Below are 16222 nucleotides of genomic sequence, written 5' to 3' on the forward strand. Positions count from 1 at the left end.
TTATCCCTCGCGGGCAAACAGCGGAGCACGGCGCAGCAACGCGGCATCCAGTTGGTCGGGTTTGGTGACACCAATCAGCGCCATATCGCGATCAATCTCATCACCCAGGATATGCATGGCATGCTCGATGCCGGCCTGGGCGCCAATCACCGAACCGTACAGAAACGGACGACCAAGAAACACAAAGTCGGCACCCAATGCCATCGCTTTCATCACATCGGTACCACGACGAATGCCACTATCGATTATCACCTTCATATTCCCTTTCGCCGCGGCGATTTCAGGCAAGGTATGCAACGGCGGCACGGTGTGATCAAGCTGGCGTCCACCGTGGTTGGAGAGGATGACCGCATCCGCGCCTAAATCACGGGCGATAAAGGCGTCCTCCGGTGACATCAGCCCTTTGATCACCAGGTTGCCTTTCCACTTCTTACGGATGGCCTCAACGTGTTTCCAGCTCAACTTGTCACGCGCGTTGGTGTTACGCACTTTGTTCGACATCATCGGCGGTCCGCGTTCCGCATCGGTGTTTTCAAAATGCGGGGCACCGTGGCGCAGGAAGGTTTGTGCTACGGTGCCGAGCAGCCAGCGCGGACTCAGGGCGCTTTGCCACATCACTTTCGGCGTGATTTTGATTGGCATGCTGAAACCGCTGCGGGTGTTGTGTTCGCGGTTGCCAAGCATCGGCGTATCACCGGTGACCACCAGCGTTTTATACCCGGCGCGTTCAACACGCTCGACCAGACGGTCAATACGCGGTTGATCGCCCGCCAGGTAGGCCTGAAACCAGGCATCGGGATTAGCAGCAATCACCTCCTCCAGTGGAATCAGTGACGATGCGCTGAGTATCATCGGCACGTTCATCGCTCTGGCCGCTTTTGCCAGCATCAGGTCGGCACGGTAGCTGACAAAAGACGCGCCACCCAGCGGGGCGACACCAAAAGGATGGGACCAGTTATGCCCCAGCAGGCTGACGTGCTGATCACGCCCGGACACGTCGCGAAACATGCGCGGCACAAACACATACTGCTGATAAGCCTCATAGGCTGCGGCGATGCCTCTGCCGGTCTCCACTCCGCCTTTTACGTACTGAAAAATCATATTTGGTAAGCGCTTGCGTGCATGACGTTCGAAGTCGTCCAGCGCCAGCAGATCGCGAAAATGGCGCGGTACGGTATTAGCGGGACGAACCTGCACTTCTGGCGTCACGGCGATGTTAATAGCGGTGGTGTCTCCACGAGTTGTCATAGTGCGTTCTCAATTTTATGGAAAGTAAGCGATTTCAAATCAGGGGTTATTACGAGGCTATCCTGTTTATATCCTGACAGACGCGCAGTTTTTTTGTGTGATCGCCGTCACCATATGAACACAAATGTAAGCCCTTACATTTTCAACCCGGATTAAGTATGGTGTGCTGTAGTCCACTTTGATCGTCGCTGCTGACGGAGATAACCATGAACCAACGCATTGTTTTATTGCACGCTACCCCGGTGGCGATGACCCCGATTCAGGAAGCTTTTAACGACTTATGGCCCGAGGCTGAGGTAGTCAATCTGCTGGATGACGGGCTGACCATTGACCGCGCCAAAGAGGACCAACTGTCTCGTCGATTGACGGATCGCTTTGTGGCTTTTGGTCGTTACGGCTACAGCATGGATGCCCGGGGTATTCTGGTCACCTGCTCCGCATTCGGTCCGGCGATTGATGAACTGGCCGCCGCCGTGCCGGTGCCGGTGTTAAAACCCAACGAAGCGATGTTCGAAGCCGCATTGCAGCAGGGCCAAACCATCGGCATGGTAGCGACCTTCGGCCCGTCACTGGTGACCATGTGCGCCGAATTCGATCAGTATGCGGCGCAAATCGGATCTGGTGCCCGGCTGGAAACCGTCCTGGTGCCGGACGCCATCGATCGGTTACGTAAAGGGGATGTCGACACCCACAACCGGCTGGTCGCCGAATATGCGCCACAACTCAGTCATTGTGATGTGATCATGCTGGCGCACTTTTCCACCTCTCGCGCCGCAGATGCGGTGCGTGCGCGTGTCGATATCCCGGTGCTGACGGCCCCGCATGCGGCAGTGCAGAAAATGAAGGCAGCCACAGGAGCATCATCATGTTGATTGGCGTTATCGCAGATGATTTTACCGGAGCCAGTGATATCGCGGTGACGCTGTCACAAGGCTTACCCGGCGAAGATGGCTTGCGTACCACGCAATATCTCGGCGTGCCACAACAACCTGCGCATGCGGAAGTCGAAGCCGGTGTGATTGCCCTGAAATCCCGCTCGCTGCCTGCGTCAGAAGCGGTCGCGCAGTCGTTGGCGGCCTGCGAATGGCTGCTGGCGCAGGGGTGTAGCCAGATTGTGTTTAAATATTGCTCGACCTTTGATTCCACCGATGAGGGGAATATCGGGCCAGTGCTCGATGCGCTAACAGCACGTTTGCAGGCAAAGCGCGTGATTGTCTGTCCGGCGTTCCCGGCGATGGGTCGCACCCTGTATCAGGGTAATCTGTTTGTTCACGATCGACCGCTAAATGAATCCGGTATGGAGCACCATCCCTTAACGCCAATGAAGGATGCCGATATTCGCCGCCTGTTGGCACGCCAGTCCCATACCCCTGTCAGCCATATTCGCTGGCAACAGGTGGTGGAAGGCAGCGAGGGGCTGCGTGAGCGACTGGAAACCCAGGATAATGACCCCGCACAGTTGGTAGTGGTGGATGCCCTGAGCGATCATGACCTGACAATTATTGGTATCGCCGCAGCGGGGCTTAAATTGATCAGCGGCGGCTCCGGCATTGCCCGGGCATTGCCCCATAACTTTATCAAGGCCGGGCAGGCACTGGGCCATCGGAGTAACAACCCGGCCGTCAGCGGCGCGACCGCCATTCTGGTCGGCAGTTGTTCCGGTGCCACACGCGGGCAGATCGAGGAGCATCAAAAACACCACGCGGTGCTGGCGCTGGATATCACCGATGTGATGAATGAACGCGTCGGTGCCGATGATGTGGTGAAATTTATCCTGGCACACCAGCAGGAATGCCCGCTGGTGTACTCTTCCGGCGATCCCGACAGCGTGCAGCAGGCACAGCAACAGTTTGGTCAGCATAATATCTCCCGCCAGCTCGATAAACTGTTTGGCGATGCGGCGCGCAAACTGGTGTACGAGGCGGGTATTAAACGTCTGGTGGTCGGCGGCGGAGAAACCTCCGGCGCGGTGGTGAGCGCGCTAAATCTGGGATCGTTGCAGGTTGGCGAGGAGATTGACCCCGGCGTTCCGGCGCTGTTCGCACAACCGGAAGCACCGCTGGCGCTGGCCCTGAAATCAGGGAATTTTGGCCGGAGAGATTTCTTTGCGCATGCGTTGAAGGTATTGGGTGGGTAATTCCATCCTTTGTCTCCTTACAGCGCGGCATACCGCGCTGCTTTTTGCTCAACTCTCGGCCCCATTGAAGTAATAATCTACAACTTATATAGTCCTGATTATAAGACGCAGCTTATAGGGAATTGGCATGTGGACGGTACTTTTTAGCCCACTTTTTGATGACTGGCTTCATGATCAGGAAGATGGGTTACAGGAAAAGATTATTGCAGACTTAATTAATCTTAAAGCATATAGACCTTCACTCTCACGCCCATATGCAGACACGGTAAAGGGTTCCATACATAAGAATATGAAGGAACTGAGGGTCCAATATTCAGGACGTCCTGTTCGTGCATTCTTTGCGTTTGACCCTGTCAGAAGAGCCATTGTGCTGTGTGCAGGTGATAAAAGTAATGATAAGAAATTTTATGAACGAATGATCCGTATCGCGGATGAAGAATTTTCGATCCATCTGGCCAGAATGGAGGTTAACAAATGAGAACATTAGATGAAGTGTTGGCCGCCCGCTCTCCTGAGAGCCAAGCGCGCATTAAAGAAATGGCTGATGAAATGATTCTGGAGACAGGACTCCAGATGATACGTGACGAGTTACAGCTCTCTCAAAAAAGTGTTGCTCAAGCAATGGGGATTAGCCAACCCGCGGTAACTCAGTTGGAGCAACGCGGCACTGATCTAAAAATCGCTACCCTAAAACGCTATATCGAAGCAATGGGCGGAAAACTCAGCCTGGATGTGGAATTACCCACTGGCAAGCGGGTTGCCTTCCATATCTAAAAACAAAATCGAGCAGGGGCATCCCCCTGCTCACTGCATTATGCGCTCCGTTCAGTGGCTTCCGCCTCAAGCGCTTCCTCATTCACCATCGTCGCCTGAATCGCTTCCTCCTCCAGCACCGGATTCAGTGCTGCACCAATCGGTGAGGTCGCCAGGCTATCCGGCATCACCACATGCGGCAAAGGGACTTCGGTGGTGGGCAATGGCAGGGCTTTGACCGGGCGATTCATCAGGGCGATCAGCAATGCGCACAAGGTAAACGCCAGGTACAGCACATGGCTGCCGAAGGGTTGCATCAGCGCCCCCACCACCAGCGGACCAATGCTGGCCCCGATGCCGAACGCCATCAAAAGACAGGCGCTCAGGGAGACGCGCCTTTCCGGCATCACCTGATCATTCGCCAGTGCCACCTGAAGCGGATAAAGTCCAAACTGCATCATGCTGACGAAAAACGCGATCACCAACAACATCTGGAACGAGAGAGTCCAGGGCAAACCCAATGTCAGCGCGCCCAGGCCATACAACAACGCGACAAAAAACAGCAGCCGCTGGCGGTCAAAGCGATCCGATAACCAACTGAGCGGGAACTGAGTCACCAGCCCGGCGAAAATGCTGACACTCATAAACAAACCGGTTTGTTCGGTGCTGAAACCCTGACGGCTGGCATAGACCGGTGCTAAGCCATAAAACGCACCGAGCGCCATCCCGCTCACCAGCGTGGTGGCCAGCAAACGCGGGATGGTGCGGAGAAAATAACCCAACTCCATCGGTGCTGGAGACATCGCACGCGCATTGGTTCGCGTGGTCAGGGCAATCGGCACCAGACAGAGCGCAAAGCACAGCGCGACAATCAACAAGGTGCTGATGCCAAAGCCATCCTGCATCGCGAGGATCACCTGGCCGCCACTCAGACCCAGATAGGTCGCCACCATGTACAAACCAAAAATCGTGCCGCGCTGGGAGGATTCCGCCTGATCGTTCAGCCAACTCTCCAGCACCATATATTGGCACATCATGCACAAACCGATGATCAGGCGTAAAAATACCCATATCGGGATCATGTCCGTCAACCCGTGACCCAGCACGGAGGCGGTCACGATTCCGGCGCAGGCGACATAGCTGCGGATGTGCCCGACGCGGGCAATCAGGTTGTGTCCGACTTTGCCGCCAATCACCAGCCCAACATAGTTAGCCGCGGTGATAGCGCCAATCAGCGTGCCGTTCACTTGCTCATGCGCCAGGCGCAATGACACATAGGTCGTGAGCAAACCAGAACCGAGCAACATCAACAATGTCGTGACATATAACGGAAGAAAAGCGTTGAGTACTTTTCTCATAAGATGCTCAGTGAGGATGGTAAAGCAGAACCCGGCATAGAGACCTCATCAGTAAACAGCTTAAGTAACAACGGGTAAAGATAGACGATACCCGCCAGCTATGCTTACGAATTTTGCTGAACTCCAGAACGCACCGCGTCTGTAGCGGCGCGATTTATCGCGCTGAAAAAGATGCGCAATAAAGTGCGCCGCTATGATCAGTTAGCGTAGATCTTCCACGCGGCTTCCATCCCTGCCCCTTGGACCGTTTTAAAACCATAACGATTAAGCGTGGCTTCCAGCGCCGCCAGGGTTTGCAACACACAGTCTTTGCGCGCGTTGTAACCCATAGTGCCGATACGCCACATCTTGCCTTTTAACGGGCCAAAAGAGGTGCCGATTTCGATACCAAAATCGTTAAGCATGCATTCACGGATTTGCTGATCATGCAGCCCGTCAGGAATGTTAATGCCCAGCACATTATTCATCTTATGCCGTGGGTCGCCGAACACCTCCAGCCCCATCGCTTCAACCCCGGCACGCAATGCAGCGCCATGCAGTTGGTGTCTGGCGATACCGGCTTCCACACCTTCCTGCACAATCAATCGTGCGCACTCACGGGCACCATACAGCGCCGAGGTCGCCTCAGTGTGGTGGTTCAGGCGTTCGCTGCCCCAGTAATCCATGATCATCGCCAAATCAAAATAGTTGGACGAGATAATGGGTTCGTCACCGTCCTGATGACGGTTATCGCGGATCCCCTCTTCCACATGACGTCGACGGGTGATCGAGTCTGCCATCTGTTCACTCAGGGTAATGGGCGAGGTACCGGCTGAACCGCCAAGACACTTTTGCATTCCAGCTGAAACCGCATCCAAACCCCATGCATCGGTTTCGAGCGGATTGCCACCGAGAGTCGCGGTGGCATCAGTATAAAACAGCACACCATATCGCCGACAAATTGCGCCTAACTCTTCCAGCGGCTGACGCATGGTGGTGGAGGTATCACCGTGCACGGTTAACAGCATGGTCGGCCGCACCCGTTTGATCGCCTCTTCGATTTGATCGGGGGTAAACACCGTGCCCCACGGGGTTTCGATGGTGTGGACTTCCGCCTGGCAACGACGGGCGATTTCACACAATAAATGACCAAAACGACCAAACACCGGCACCAGCACTTTATCCCCAGGCCGGATGGCTGAAACCAGAATCGCTTCAATCCCGGCACGCGATGTGCCATCCACCAGCAACGTCCAGTCGTTGCTGGTGCGGAACACCGAGCGGTACAGCATCATCACTTCGTTCATATACGCTGTCATTGCTGGATCGTATTGTCCGATAAGCGGTGCTGACATGGCGCGCAACACGCGTGGGTCGGCATTGATCGGGCCAGGCCCCATTAACAGGCGTTGCGGGGGATTGAGCTGGCTAAAAACAGGCTTGTTCAAAACATCTTCCTTAGTGACGTAAAATTTTGCTGACAAACTGCCGCGTGCGTTCGTGAGTGGGCGCGTCAAAAACCTGCTGCGGCGAGCCGGTTTCCACCACCTGACCATCGGCCATAAACACCACCTTTGATGACACCTCACGAACAAAACTCATCTCATGGGAAACGATAAACATCGTGATCCCTTCTGAGGCCAGCTCGCGAATGGTATCCAGCACTTCGTTCACCATCTCGGGGTCGAGCGCCGCCGTCACCTCATCCAGCAACAGGATGGTGGGCTTCAGCGCCAGCGCGCGGGCAATGGCAACGCGCTGTTGTTGACCGCCGGAGAGTTGGTCCGGATACGCATTGATACGATGTGACAACCCTACCCGTTCCAGTAAACGGCGTGCGTCCTGCTCCACCTGCTGCTTTGGCCAGCCTTTAATTTTGGTGGGCGTAATCATCACGTTTTCCAGTACCGTCATATTCTGGAACAGGTTGTACTGCTGAAATACGATGGCGATAGATTCACGCAGCTGGCGCAACTCGCCTTTATTGGCGTAATCCACCGCGTTATTTTCCAGCAGAACCTGTCCCTCTTTCGGCAGCAGTAAACCCATCAGCACTCGCAACAGGGTACTTTTGCCGGAGCCGGACGGCCCGATCAGGCTGACGATATCGCCTTTCTCCACCGATAAAGTGACGTTCTCCAGTACCGGTTGGTCGTTATAGGAGGCTTTTAAATTAATGATGTCGAGCTGTGGCAATTTTTCTCTCCAGACGCTTACCGAGACGCGATAACGGATAAGACACAATGAAATACAGCATAAGGACGACGGCATAGACCAGCGTGGCCGAGTAGCCTTTATCCGACAGGATTTTGCTGGCGGAGGTCAGTTCCATCACGCCAATCTGCGAAGCCAGCGTCGTGTCTTTGATATACATAACGAAGAAGCTAAAGGTTGGCGGAATCACCACCGTCAGGGACTGCGGAATGATCACGTAGCGCAGCGTCTGCAAATAGGAAAAGTTCAGCGTCACCGCCGCTTCCCACTGGTTATGGTGTACCGATTCCAGCCCGCTGCGGATGATCTCGCCAAGGTAGGCGGCAGCGATAATACACACGCTGATCAGCGCCACGGTAAAGGTGGAGAAGCGCAGGCCGGAATACTGGCTGATAAAAAACACCAGAAATAACGTCACCAGGAACGGGATGCGCCGGAAAATAAAGAAATACACATGGACCACGCCACGCAGCGGTGACAGGATCGCCGCTTTAGTATTGATGGTCACCGCCAGTACAAAGCCCGCCAGAAAACCAATCAGGCAGCCAAACGCCGACAGTGCCAGCGTGATGCCTAACCCCTGCAATAACAACAACAGGTTGTAGTACGAGAACAACCCTGTAATTTCCGACCAGTCGAAGTAGCTCATCAAAATACCCCTGTTCTGGCACGGAAAAGAAACCGCCCCATAATCGCCAGGGCAAAGGTGGCGACAATGGTGATCACGATATAAATCACGGCAGCTACGGAGAAAGACTCCACTGACAAATAGGTTTGTGAGCTGAGGTTATAGGTACGGCCAGTAAGTTCTTCGACACCAAACATCGAGGCCATTGACGTCCCCAGCGTCATCACAATGAACTGGTTGGAGAGCGGTCGGAACATCACCTTGATGACATGCGGCAGGATGACGTAACGGATAATCTGCACACGGGAGAAGCCGAGCACTTCTGCCGCTTCAATTTCCATGCGACGGACCGAATCAAAGCCCGCTCGCTGGATTTCACATAAATAAGCCCCGGCGTTGAAGGTGGCACCGATCAGCACTGCGGTGAATGGCGACAGCAAAATACCCACTTCCGGCAGAGCAAAAAACAGAAAGTAGATCTGCACCAGTTGCGGCGTGTTGGTGGCAAAAACCACGTAGGCGTTAATAAACTTACCGGCCAGTTTAGGGCCATAGCGCAGGATGCTGGTACAGATCATCGCAATCACCATACCGGAGGCGAACGCCAGCACCGCCAGTTGCAGGCTGATCCAGGCGCCGCCTAACAGGTAAGGCAGTTGATCAAGAATGGGGAAAAAATTCAGGTTCATCAGAACAACGCTCAATCGCTAAAGAGCGCCCCAAACTGCGGGCGCCCGATTAAATCAGAACGAAACTCAGTATTTCGTCGGCGAGGCAGTTGGGTCATGCAACATGGCGTGACCAAACCATTTCTTCCAGCTGCTGCCGATAAAGCCTGATTTATGCAGCGCGGCGATCTCGGTATTTAACTTCTCACGCAGCGCGGTGTTGCCTTTGCTGACGGCGATACAGTCGTAATCCACTTCGATCGGGTCATCCACCACATGCCACTTGGTAGGATATTTTTTGGTGTAATCCAGCATGAAATCGAGCACGTCGATCAGCGCATCAGCGCGGCCCTGCGCAATGGCGCGCACCGCATCCGGGTAGTTATCGAGGATCAACAGCTGAGCTTTAGGAATGTTGTCCTGAATATATTTGATTGGTGTGGTGCCGCGCACCTGCACCAGTTTTACTGACGGGTCATTCAGGTCCTGCCATTTTTTGTACGGTTTTTTATCAGTGGTGAGGATGCCCAGCACTTCGGTGTTAACCGGATCGGTGAAATCCACCACCTTCATGCGATCGTCGTTACGGGTCATTCCGCCCATCACCGCATCAATTTTGTCCGACATGATAAACGGCACGCGGTCATTCGAACCCACCGCCACCAGCTCCAGTTTCACGCCCATAGAATCGGCAATTTTCTTCGCCACTGTCGCATCAAAACCAGAGATCTGATTTTTATCGTCATACACCCCGAGCGGTGGAAGATTCGGGTTCACGCCGACGATCAGCGTTTTCGATTTCATGATCTCATCCAGCGATCTGGCGTTGGCCGTTGCGGCACCCAACAGCGAGCTGGCGATACAGCCTGCGATAACCAGCTTTCCTAACATACTCATTTTACTCATTATTTAACTCCCGGTGTCGTCTGATTGCTTACCCTGGTGTTGGCAAATGACCAACGATATAAACTTCGTATGCTTTACATATACGATTGGTATACGATACCATGCCTTCCATCTTGTCAAGTCTCAATGAGCAGTTGTCGACCAAAAAGGGAGACGTTATGCAGCACACTTCAGGGAAAAACGTCCGTTTCGTTTTTGACAATCAGGGATATATGGCATTACCGGGCCAAAGCATTGCCGCCGCACTTTTTTCCAGCGGCGTCAAAACGTTACGCTTCAGTCCCCATCAACATCAGCCCCGCGGCATGTTTTGCCTGATGGGTTCGTGTCAGGAGTGCCTGGTCATGGTGGAGGGTAAGCGGGTATTAGCTTGCAAAACTGAGGCCAGCGCCGATCTGGTTGTTCACTCTGTTTCGGATAGCGATCCTTATGAATCATTATGATCTGATCGTCCTGGGTGCCGGTCCGGCAGGGGTTTCAGCGGCACTGATGGCTTCAGCGAAAGGACTGCGGGTTGCATTGTTCGACGAAAACGCGGCGGCCGGTGGACAGGTGTATCGCGCGCCGATCATGCCCGATGCAAAAATGGATGGCGCTGAATTCAGGGCCGGAGAAACCTTGCGCGATGCCTTATCGCGGAGCAAGGTGCGCCTCTTTTTAGGGCATGTCGTCTGGGCGGTGACCGGCGATTATCGTGTCGATGCCCTTGGGCCGGACGGTTCAATCGCCTGCACCACCACGGTGCTGCTGGTGGCGACCGGCACCACCGAACGCGTGGTCCCGTTTGAAGGCTGGACTTTACCGGGTGTGATCGGGCTGGCTGCCGCCACTATTTTGCTTAAATCGCAGCGTACCCTGCCGGGGAAAACCACCCTGGTGGCGGGATGTGGCCCCCTGTTGGTGGCGGTGGCGGGAAATACCCTGAAAGCAGGCGGTGACGTGAAGGCGATTGTTGACATTGCTTCACGCGGCGAATGGCTTGGCACCGCTTCGGCGCTGCTCAGCCGTCCGGCGATTTTCAAGCAAAGCCTGACGTATGGTCTGCCGATTCTGCGCGCCAGAACCCCGCTATATTCACGTCATACACTGGTGAAGGTCAGTGCGCAGGGCGACCAGTTGCTGGCTGAAATCGCACCCTGTGACGCAGCGGCACGACCTGTCGCCGGTAAAACGAAAAAAATTCTGGTGGATTGTGTTGCCGTCGGCCACGGTCTGACCCCCTCCTCCGACATCACGCGTCTGCTCCATGCCAGACATCAATACTCCCGCGAGGCCGGCGGCTGGATTGCCGAAACCGATGAAAACGGCCAGACCAGCCGTGAACGGTTGTTTGTTGCCGGTGACGGTGCCGGTATTCGTGGTGCCGCTGCGGCAATGGAACACGGCAAACGCGTCGGACTGGCTTGTGTCGCCATCATTCAGGGCAAAACCGTGCCAGAACCGGAAGCTGAAAACCTCAGCAAAGCCTGGCAGCACGCCGCCCGCTTCGGGCAGAAGATGGCCGCGATGATGGCGCTGCGTGAAGGCCATGTTGACAGTATCCCGCCGCACACCGTGGTGTGTCGTTGCGAAGACGTCACGCGCGCCGAGATCGAACAAGCCTGCGAAGCCGGCGCGCATGATGTAAACCAACTGAAGGCTTGGACGCGCTGCGGTATGGGTCCCTGCCAGGGACGCACCTGCGGCGATATCGCCGCCGAACTGCTGGCAACCAAACTGGGGGTGTCGCGCGAAACGGTGGGGATTTTCTCACCCCGCACTCCGCTGCGCCCGCTCACCATCAGCGATATGACCGGCGACTACGACTATGCGGATATCCCGATTCCTAAGGCGGCCCCACTGTGACTTCAACACGCTTTGATGTGTGCATCGTTGGCGGCGGCGTGATGGGCTGCTCCACCGCGCTGTTTCTGGCGAAAGCCGGGATGCGTGTGGTGGTGGTGGAACGCAATGCCCTCTGTCGCAGTGCCTCCGGCGTCAATGCCGGGACACTCACGCTGCATATGACCCGCGCCGCGCTGGTGCCCTACGCCATGAAAGCGTGGGAGATGTGGATGCGGCCGGAAACCTGGCTCGGCCAGGGGGTGCTGGCAACCCATGCACCTGGTTTGTCTCTCGCCTTTACCGATGCCGAAGTAATGATGCTGGAAGAGCGCGCGGCAGCCCGGCGTGAGTATGGTGCCGATATTTCGGTGATTTCACCGCAGGCGGCGATGAAGGTTGATCCGGGCATCAACGGCTCCATCAAAGCGGCGGCATTCTGTGAGATCGATGGCTTTGCCAGCGCCTACCTGACAGGCCGTGCCTTCTATGCCGCGCTGCGTGAAGCCGGTGTAACCATCATCGAACAATTTTCCGTCGGCCATATCGAGCGGCAAAACGCCGGTTATCGCGTCTCAACCGAGAACCGTAGCCAATCCATCGAGGCCAGCCGTCTGGTGCTGGCGGGCGGTGTCTGGCTGGAGCCGATGCTGGCGATGATCGGCATCCATATCCCGGTTAAGACATTGATTAACCAGTTGATCGTCACCGAAAGAATGCCAACCGTGATGCGTTCCGTACTCAGCATCGCCAATGGTTTGTTATCCATGAAGCAGTTTGCCAACGGCACCGTGGTGATCGGCGGCGGCTGGCAGGGCATCGGGTCGCGTGAGCTGGGCGGCCGGGAAACCATCCCCGAAAACCTGATCGGCAACCTGCGGCTGGGTCAGCATGCCGTTCCGGCACTGGCATCTGCCCGTGTTGCACGCATCTGGCTGGGTCTGGAGTCGGAAACCGCCGACGCGATGCCGATGATTGGGCCACTGGCACAACACCCGGATCTGTTCGTGATTGGCTGCGTCCACTCCGGTTATACCAGCGGGCCGTATATGGGCAAGCTGCTGGCGCAGCAGATCCTGGGCCAGCAACCCGAAATGCCGCTTTTTGATCCATCACGACTGCTGCCCACTGATGACCACGCAGTCGCATCCTAATCCAGAGGCCAATAATAAAATGAAAGAGTTACACCATTACCAGGGTGTGTATGCGGCGACTGTTTGTCCGATGGACGAAAGTGGCAGATACATCGACGAAGCGAGCCTGATTGCGCATTTGCGCCAGGTTTCGCAGGTGCCAGGGATTCGCGGGTTGCTCATCAACGGCCACGCCGGTGAAAACTTCGCGCTCTCGCGTGAGGAAAAACGTCGCGTGGTAACCCTGGCGCGTCAGGTGTGTCCACCGCAGACGCTGCTGGTAGCCGGTCTTAACGCCGAGGACAGTTTTGATGCACAGGCGCAGGCTGACGATGCGAAAGCCGCCGGTGCTGATGCCATTCTGCTGTTCCCCCCCTACTCCTGGACGCTCTCCACCGACGAGAAAACGGTGCTGAATCACCACCGTATCGCCAATGCCAACGCCGCGTTACCGATGATGTTGTATCAGTCCGGCGTGAACAGCGGTGGTATGGCGTATCCCCCGGCGTTGCTTCAGCAACTGGTCTGCCTGCCCAACGTGGTCGCGGTGAAGGAAGGTAGCTGGGAAACCGCCACCTATGAGGCGAACCTGCGATTGGTCCGTGAAGTTGCACCGCATGTGGCGGTGATGGCCTCCGGTGACGAGCATCTGCTGACCTGCTTTGCCCTTGGCACCGATGGCAGCCTGGTGAGTCTGGCGGCGGTGGTGCCCGAATTGGTGGTGGCGCTGTACGACGCGATGCAGCAGCAAAACCTCGCTGAAGCGCAGCGCCTGCATCAATTTATTTATCCACTGGCGAAGGAGATCTACGGCACCTGGCCGGGCACCCATGCCAATGCGCGCTTAAAAGCCTGTCTGCATCTTGCCGGGCATCTTCCTCACGCCATGCCGCGCCCGCCAGTGCCTGCCGTCGATGACGCGCAGCGCCAGCGGTTAGCGACAGCGCTAACCTTTGCACAATCCTTTACGGCTACCCCCTAAGTACAAGCGGAGACTAACATGACCAGTACCCTGATTCGCGGTGGGCGGATTATCACGGCGGTGGACGATTATCACGCCGACATTCTGATCGAGAATGAAAAAATCGTCAGTATCGGACTGAATCTGCAACCTGGCGCTAACTGCCAGGTGATTGAAGCCAGTGGCATGCTGCTGTTCCCCGGTGGGGTTGATTGCCATACCCATATGGAAAACACCTTTGGCCCGTCAGTGACCGCAGATAACTTTAAATCGGGCACCCGTTCGGCAGCCTATGGTGGCACCACCACCATTATCGATTTTGCCTTGCAGAATCACGGCACCAGCCCGTTGCAGGCCATCGAGCGCGCGCAATCCAAAGCGGATAACGTGGCCAGCATCGATTATGGCTTTCACGTCATCATTACCGAGGTGGATAAGCAGGTACTGGAGGATATGCGCTACGCCATCCGTCATGAAGGCGTTTCCAGCTTCAAGATGTTTATGGCGTATCCCGGCACGGTGATGTCCGATGATGCGGCTATTTTCCAGGCGATGCGCATGGTCGGCCAGCATGGCGGCATGGTGGCACTGCACGCAGAAAACGGCACCATCGTCGAATTGCTGATTCAGGAAGCGCTGGCACAGGGCCACACCTCGCCACGCCATCATGCCCTGACACGCCCCGCACTGCTGGAAGGGGAAGCGACCCATCGCGGCATTAAGCTGGCGGAACTGGCGGAAGCGCCGGTCTACTTTGTCCATCTTTCGGCAAAAGAAGCGTTGAAACATGTGGTGGAAGCGCGCGACCTCGGCATCCCGGTATTCGCCGAAACCTGCCCGCATTATCTGTTCTTTGATGAGTCGTCTTACGCTGACAGCGACGAATCCGACAGCTTTGATGGTGCACGCTTCGTGATGAGCCCGCCGCTGCGCTCGAAAGAAGCGCAAAACGCGCTGTGGACGGCGCTGAAAACCGATGACCTGCAACTGATTTCTACCGACCATTGCCCGTACTGCATGAAGGAAGGCCATTTAGGGAAAATTAATCAGAAACCGCTGGGTGCCAACGATTTCTCCAAAATTCCTAACGGCGTGCCCGGCGTCGAAACCCGTATGACGGTGGTGTATGACGGCGGCGTGCGCAGTGGCCGTATTTCGCTTAACCGCTTTGTCGAGCTGATGTCCACCGCCCCGGCCAAGCTGTTCGGTCTGTTCCCGCAAAAGGGCACCATCGCGGTGGGTAGCGATGCCGATATCGTCATCTTTGATCCCAACGAAAAACACACCATCAGCGCTGCAACACAACACAGCGATGTAGATTTCACGCTGTTTGAAGGGCATCAGGTGCAGGGCAAAGTGAAGAAAGTGCTGCTGCGCGGCGAGCTACTGGTGAGTGATGACCAATGGGTAGGCAAAACCGGCCAGGGACGCTTTATCCCGCGTGGTGAAGTGGGTAAATGGTAGGAGAGCGCAATGCCTTACTATGATTATCTCTGTTCAGACTGCGGCGCATTTGAGTTGCGCCGTTCTGTGGCAGCGCGCGATGAACCCGCGCCCTGCCCAATCTGCCAGAAAAACGCCGAACGGAAGGTCAGTTTTCAACCGGTGTTGCTGCGCAGCAAACCTGGCGTGGAGGTGCGCAACCCGTTGCATGTTGAGGGTTGCCCCTGCTGTCCCGGCGTCATTAAGTAAGTGGCTGAAGGGTATGCGGTTGACGCATACCCTTGCGGCGATTAATTGCCTTCGGTGATCCGTTTCAACACAAAGGCTGACAGGTTTCTGATATGCGTTCTCACCGCCTGGCTGGCCGCCGCAGCATCGCCACTTTTCCACGCATTGAGAATCGCCAGATGTTCTTCACGATCTTCTTCGATGCGGTTGAATGGCGTGATCAACTCGAACATTCGACTCTGGGTGCGCGCCTGTTCAATCATCCGCGCCAGCACCGCATTACCCGAGTGCTGCGCGAACAGCGTGTGCACGGTATCGTCAACATCCCAGTAGGCTTGTTCCGGTTGGCCCGGCGACAAGGACTGCACCTGGTCGGCAAGCTGATTAATCACATCAGGTTCTATCTTGTTGATGGACAACGCAATGGCTTCGGTTTCCAGCAGCTCACGCACTTTCATGATCTGAAAATATTCCTGAGCGCTGATAAAGCGCACGGAATAGGAACGGGCGCTCGACCTGACCAGCAATCCCTCGCCTTCGAGCCGCAACAACGCTTCACGCAATGGCGTACGGGAAATATTGAGTTCTTCAACCAGTCGTCCTTCAACCACCGCCCCACCACTACGCAGGGTTTTCTCCAGGATCATACGACGCAGTGTCTGATAGGCCAGTTCACCTAACTTCTCTGCTGAGGCTTGTTTTACTGAGGTCACTTGCTACTCACCATTAAGACATTTACTGGAAA

Annotated in this window: 18 protein-coding genes; 10 read left to right on the forward strand and 8 right to left on the reverse strand. The window is 55.6% G+C overall.

Annotation, left to right across the window (positions count from 1 at the left end; all coding sequences use genetic code 11):
• A complete protein-coding gene (locus AC6I8N_RS24335; RefSeq protein WP_497831223.1) occupies positions 1 to 1248 on the reverse strand; it encodes an alpha-hydroxy acid oxidase in 1248 nt (415 codons plus the stop codon).
• Between the two features lie 206 nt (positions 1249 to 1454).
• Here AC6I8N_RS24335 and AC6I8N_RS24340 point away from each other — a divergent pair, with 206 nt between their 5' ends.
• From AC6I8N_RS24340 to AC6I8N_RS24355, 4 genes are all read left to right on the forward strand, one after another.
• The gene (locus tag AC6I8N_RS24340) at positions 1455 to 2120 is read left to right on the forward strand and encodes an aspartate/glutamate racemase family protein (RefSeq protein ID WP_497831224.1); all 666 of its coding nucleotides are present in this window, start codon (positions 1455 to 1457) and stop codon (positions 2118 to 2120) included.
• The gene (gene otnK, locus AC6I8N_RS24345) at positions 2114 to 3385 is read left to right on the forward strand and encodes a 3-oxo-tetronate kinase (RefSeq protein ID WP_497831225.1); all 1272 of its coding nucleotides are present in this window, start codon (positions 2114 to 2116) and stop codon (positions 3383 to 3385) included. The genes AC6I8N_RS24340 and otnK overlap by 7 nt, the downstream gene beginning before the upstream one ends.
• A gap of 127 nt (positions 3386 to 3512) precedes the next feature.
• Entirely contained in the window at positions 3513 to 3863 is a 351-nt protein-coding gene (locus AC6I8N_RS24350; protein ID WP_497831226.1) for a type II toxin-antitoxin system RelE/ParE family toxin, read from the forward strand.
• A complete protein-coding gene (locus AC6I8N_RS24355) occupies positions 3860 to 4159 on the forward strand; it encodes a helix-turn-helix domain-containing protein (RefSeq protein ID WP_497831227.1) in 300 nt (99 codons plus the stop codon). Before AC6I8N_RS24350 ends, AC6I8N_RS24355 begins: the two co-directional genes overlap by 4 nt.
• Before the next feature lie 38 nt (positions 4160 to 4197).
• Here the strand turns inward: AC6I8N_RS24355 and AC6I8N_RS24360 are convergent, their stop codons facing one another.
• From AC6I8N_RS24360 to AC6I8N_RS24385, 6 genes are all read right to left on the reverse strand, one after another.
• Entirely contained in the window at positions 4198 to 5496 is a 1299-nt protein-coding gene (locus AC6I8N_RS24360; protein ID WP_497831228.1) for an MFS transporter, read from the reverse strand.
• A gap of 197 nt (positions 5497 to 5693) precedes the next feature.
• Complete coding sequence (locus AC6I8N_RS24365) at positions 5694 to 6875, reverse strand: pyridoxal-phosphate-dependent aminotransferase family protein (protein ID WP_497831358.1); 1182 nt, start codon at positions 6873 to 6875, stop codon at positions 5694 to 5696.
• Positions 6876 to 6933: 58 nt separating this feature from the next.
• Complete coding sequence (locus tag AC6I8N_RS24370) at positions 6934 to 7671, reverse strand: amino acid ABC transporter ATP-binding protein (RefSeq protein ID WP_497831229.1); 738 nt, start codon at positions 7669 to 7671, stop codon at positions 6934 to 6936.
• Positions 7649 to 8338, reverse strand: a complete 690-nt coding sequence (locus tag AC6I8N_RS24375) for an amino acid ABC transporter permease (RefSeq protein ID WP_021185568.1) — start codon at positions 8336 to 8338, stop codon at positions 7649 to 7651. The genes AC6I8N_RS24370 and AC6I8N_RS24375 overlap by 23 nt, the downstream gene beginning before the upstream one ends.
• Complete coding sequence (locus AC6I8N_RS24380; RefSeq protein WP_497831230.1) at positions 8338 to 9006, reverse strand: amino acid ABC transporter permease; 669 nt, start codon at positions 9004 to 9006, stop codon at positions 8338 to 8340. Before AC6I8N_RS24380 ends, AC6I8N_RS24375 begins: the two co-directional genes overlap by 1 nt.
• A 66-nt stretch (positions 9007 to 9072) precedes the next feature.
• Positions 9073 to 9891 carry a transporter substrate-binding domain-containing protein gene (locus AC6I8N_RS24385; protein ID WP_497831231.1) on the reverse strand — a complete coding sequence of 273 codons (819 nt, stop codon included), beginning with the start codon at positions 9889 to 9891 and terminating at the stop codon, positions 9073 to 9075.
• A gap of 158 nt (positions 9892 to 10049) precedes the next feature.
• Here AC6I8N_RS24385 and AC6I8N_RS24390 point away from each other — a divergent pair, with 158 nt between their 5' ends.
• Genes AC6I8N_RS24390 through AC6I8N_RS24415 form a run of 6 tightly spaced genes read left to right on the forward strand, consistent with a single transcriptional unit; the run spans position 10050 to position 15498 of the window.
• The gene (locus AC6I8N_RS24390) at positions 10050 to 10334 is read left to right on the forward strand and encodes a (2Fe-2S)-binding protein (protein ID WP_021185571.1); all 285 of its coding nucleotides are present in this window, start codon (positions 10050 to 10052) and stop codon (positions 10332 to 10334) included.
• The gene (locus tag AC6I8N_RS24395; RefSeq protein WP_497831232.1) at positions 10321 to 11736 is read left to right on the forward strand and encodes an FAD-dependent oxidoreductase; all 1416 of its coding nucleotides are present in this window, start codon (positions 10321 to 10323) and stop codon (positions 11734 to 11736) included. Before AC6I8N_RS24390 ends, AC6I8N_RS24395 begins: the two co-directional genes overlap by 14 nt.
• Positions 11733 to 12866, forward strand: a complete 1134-nt coding sequence (locus tag AC6I8N_RS24400; RefSeq protein ID WP_497831233.1) for an NAD(P)/FAD-dependent oxidoreductase — start codon at positions 11733 to 11735, stop codon at positions 12864 to 12866. Before AC6I8N_RS24395 ends, AC6I8N_RS24400 begins: the two co-directional genes overlap by 4 nt.
• A gap of 19 nt (positions 12867 to 12885) precedes the next feature.
• The gene (locus AC6I8N_RS24405; RefSeq protein WP_497831234.1) at positions 12886 to 13827 is read left to right on the forward strand and encodes a dihydrodipicolinate synthase family protein; all 942 of its coding nucleotides are present in this window, start codon (positions 12886 to 12888) and stop codon (positions 13825 to 13827) included.
• 18 nt (positions 13828 to 13845) lie between these two features.
• Positions 13846 to 15270, forward strand: a complete 1425-nt coding sequence (gene hydA / locus AC6I8N_RS24410) for a dihydropyrimidinase (protein ID WP_013512802.1) — start codon at positions 13846 to 13848, stop codon at positions 15268 to 15270.
• Between the two features lie 9 nt (positions 15271 to 15279).
• The gene (locus AC6I8N_RS24415; protein ID WP_497831235.1) at positions 15280 to 15498 is read left to right on the forward strand and encodes an FmdB family zinc ribbon protein; all 219 of its coding nucleotides are present in this window, start codon (positions 15280 to 15282) and stop codon (positions 15496 to 15498) included.
• Between the two features lie 41 nt (positions 15499 to 15539).
• Here the strand turns inward: AC6I8N_RS24415 and AC6I8N_RS24420 are convergent, their stop codons facing one another.
• Positions 15540 to 16190 carry a GntR family transcriptional regulator gene (locus AC6I8N_RS24420; RefSeq protein WP_021185577.1) on the reverse strand — a complete coding sequence of 217 codons (651 nt, stop codon included), beginning with the start codon at positions 16188 to 16190 and terminating at the stop codon, positions 15540 to 15542.
• Positions 16191 to 16222 lie beyond the last annotated feature (32 nt).

This window comes from Pantoea sp. X-Soil-TKNS-1279, from assembly GCF_059730565.1.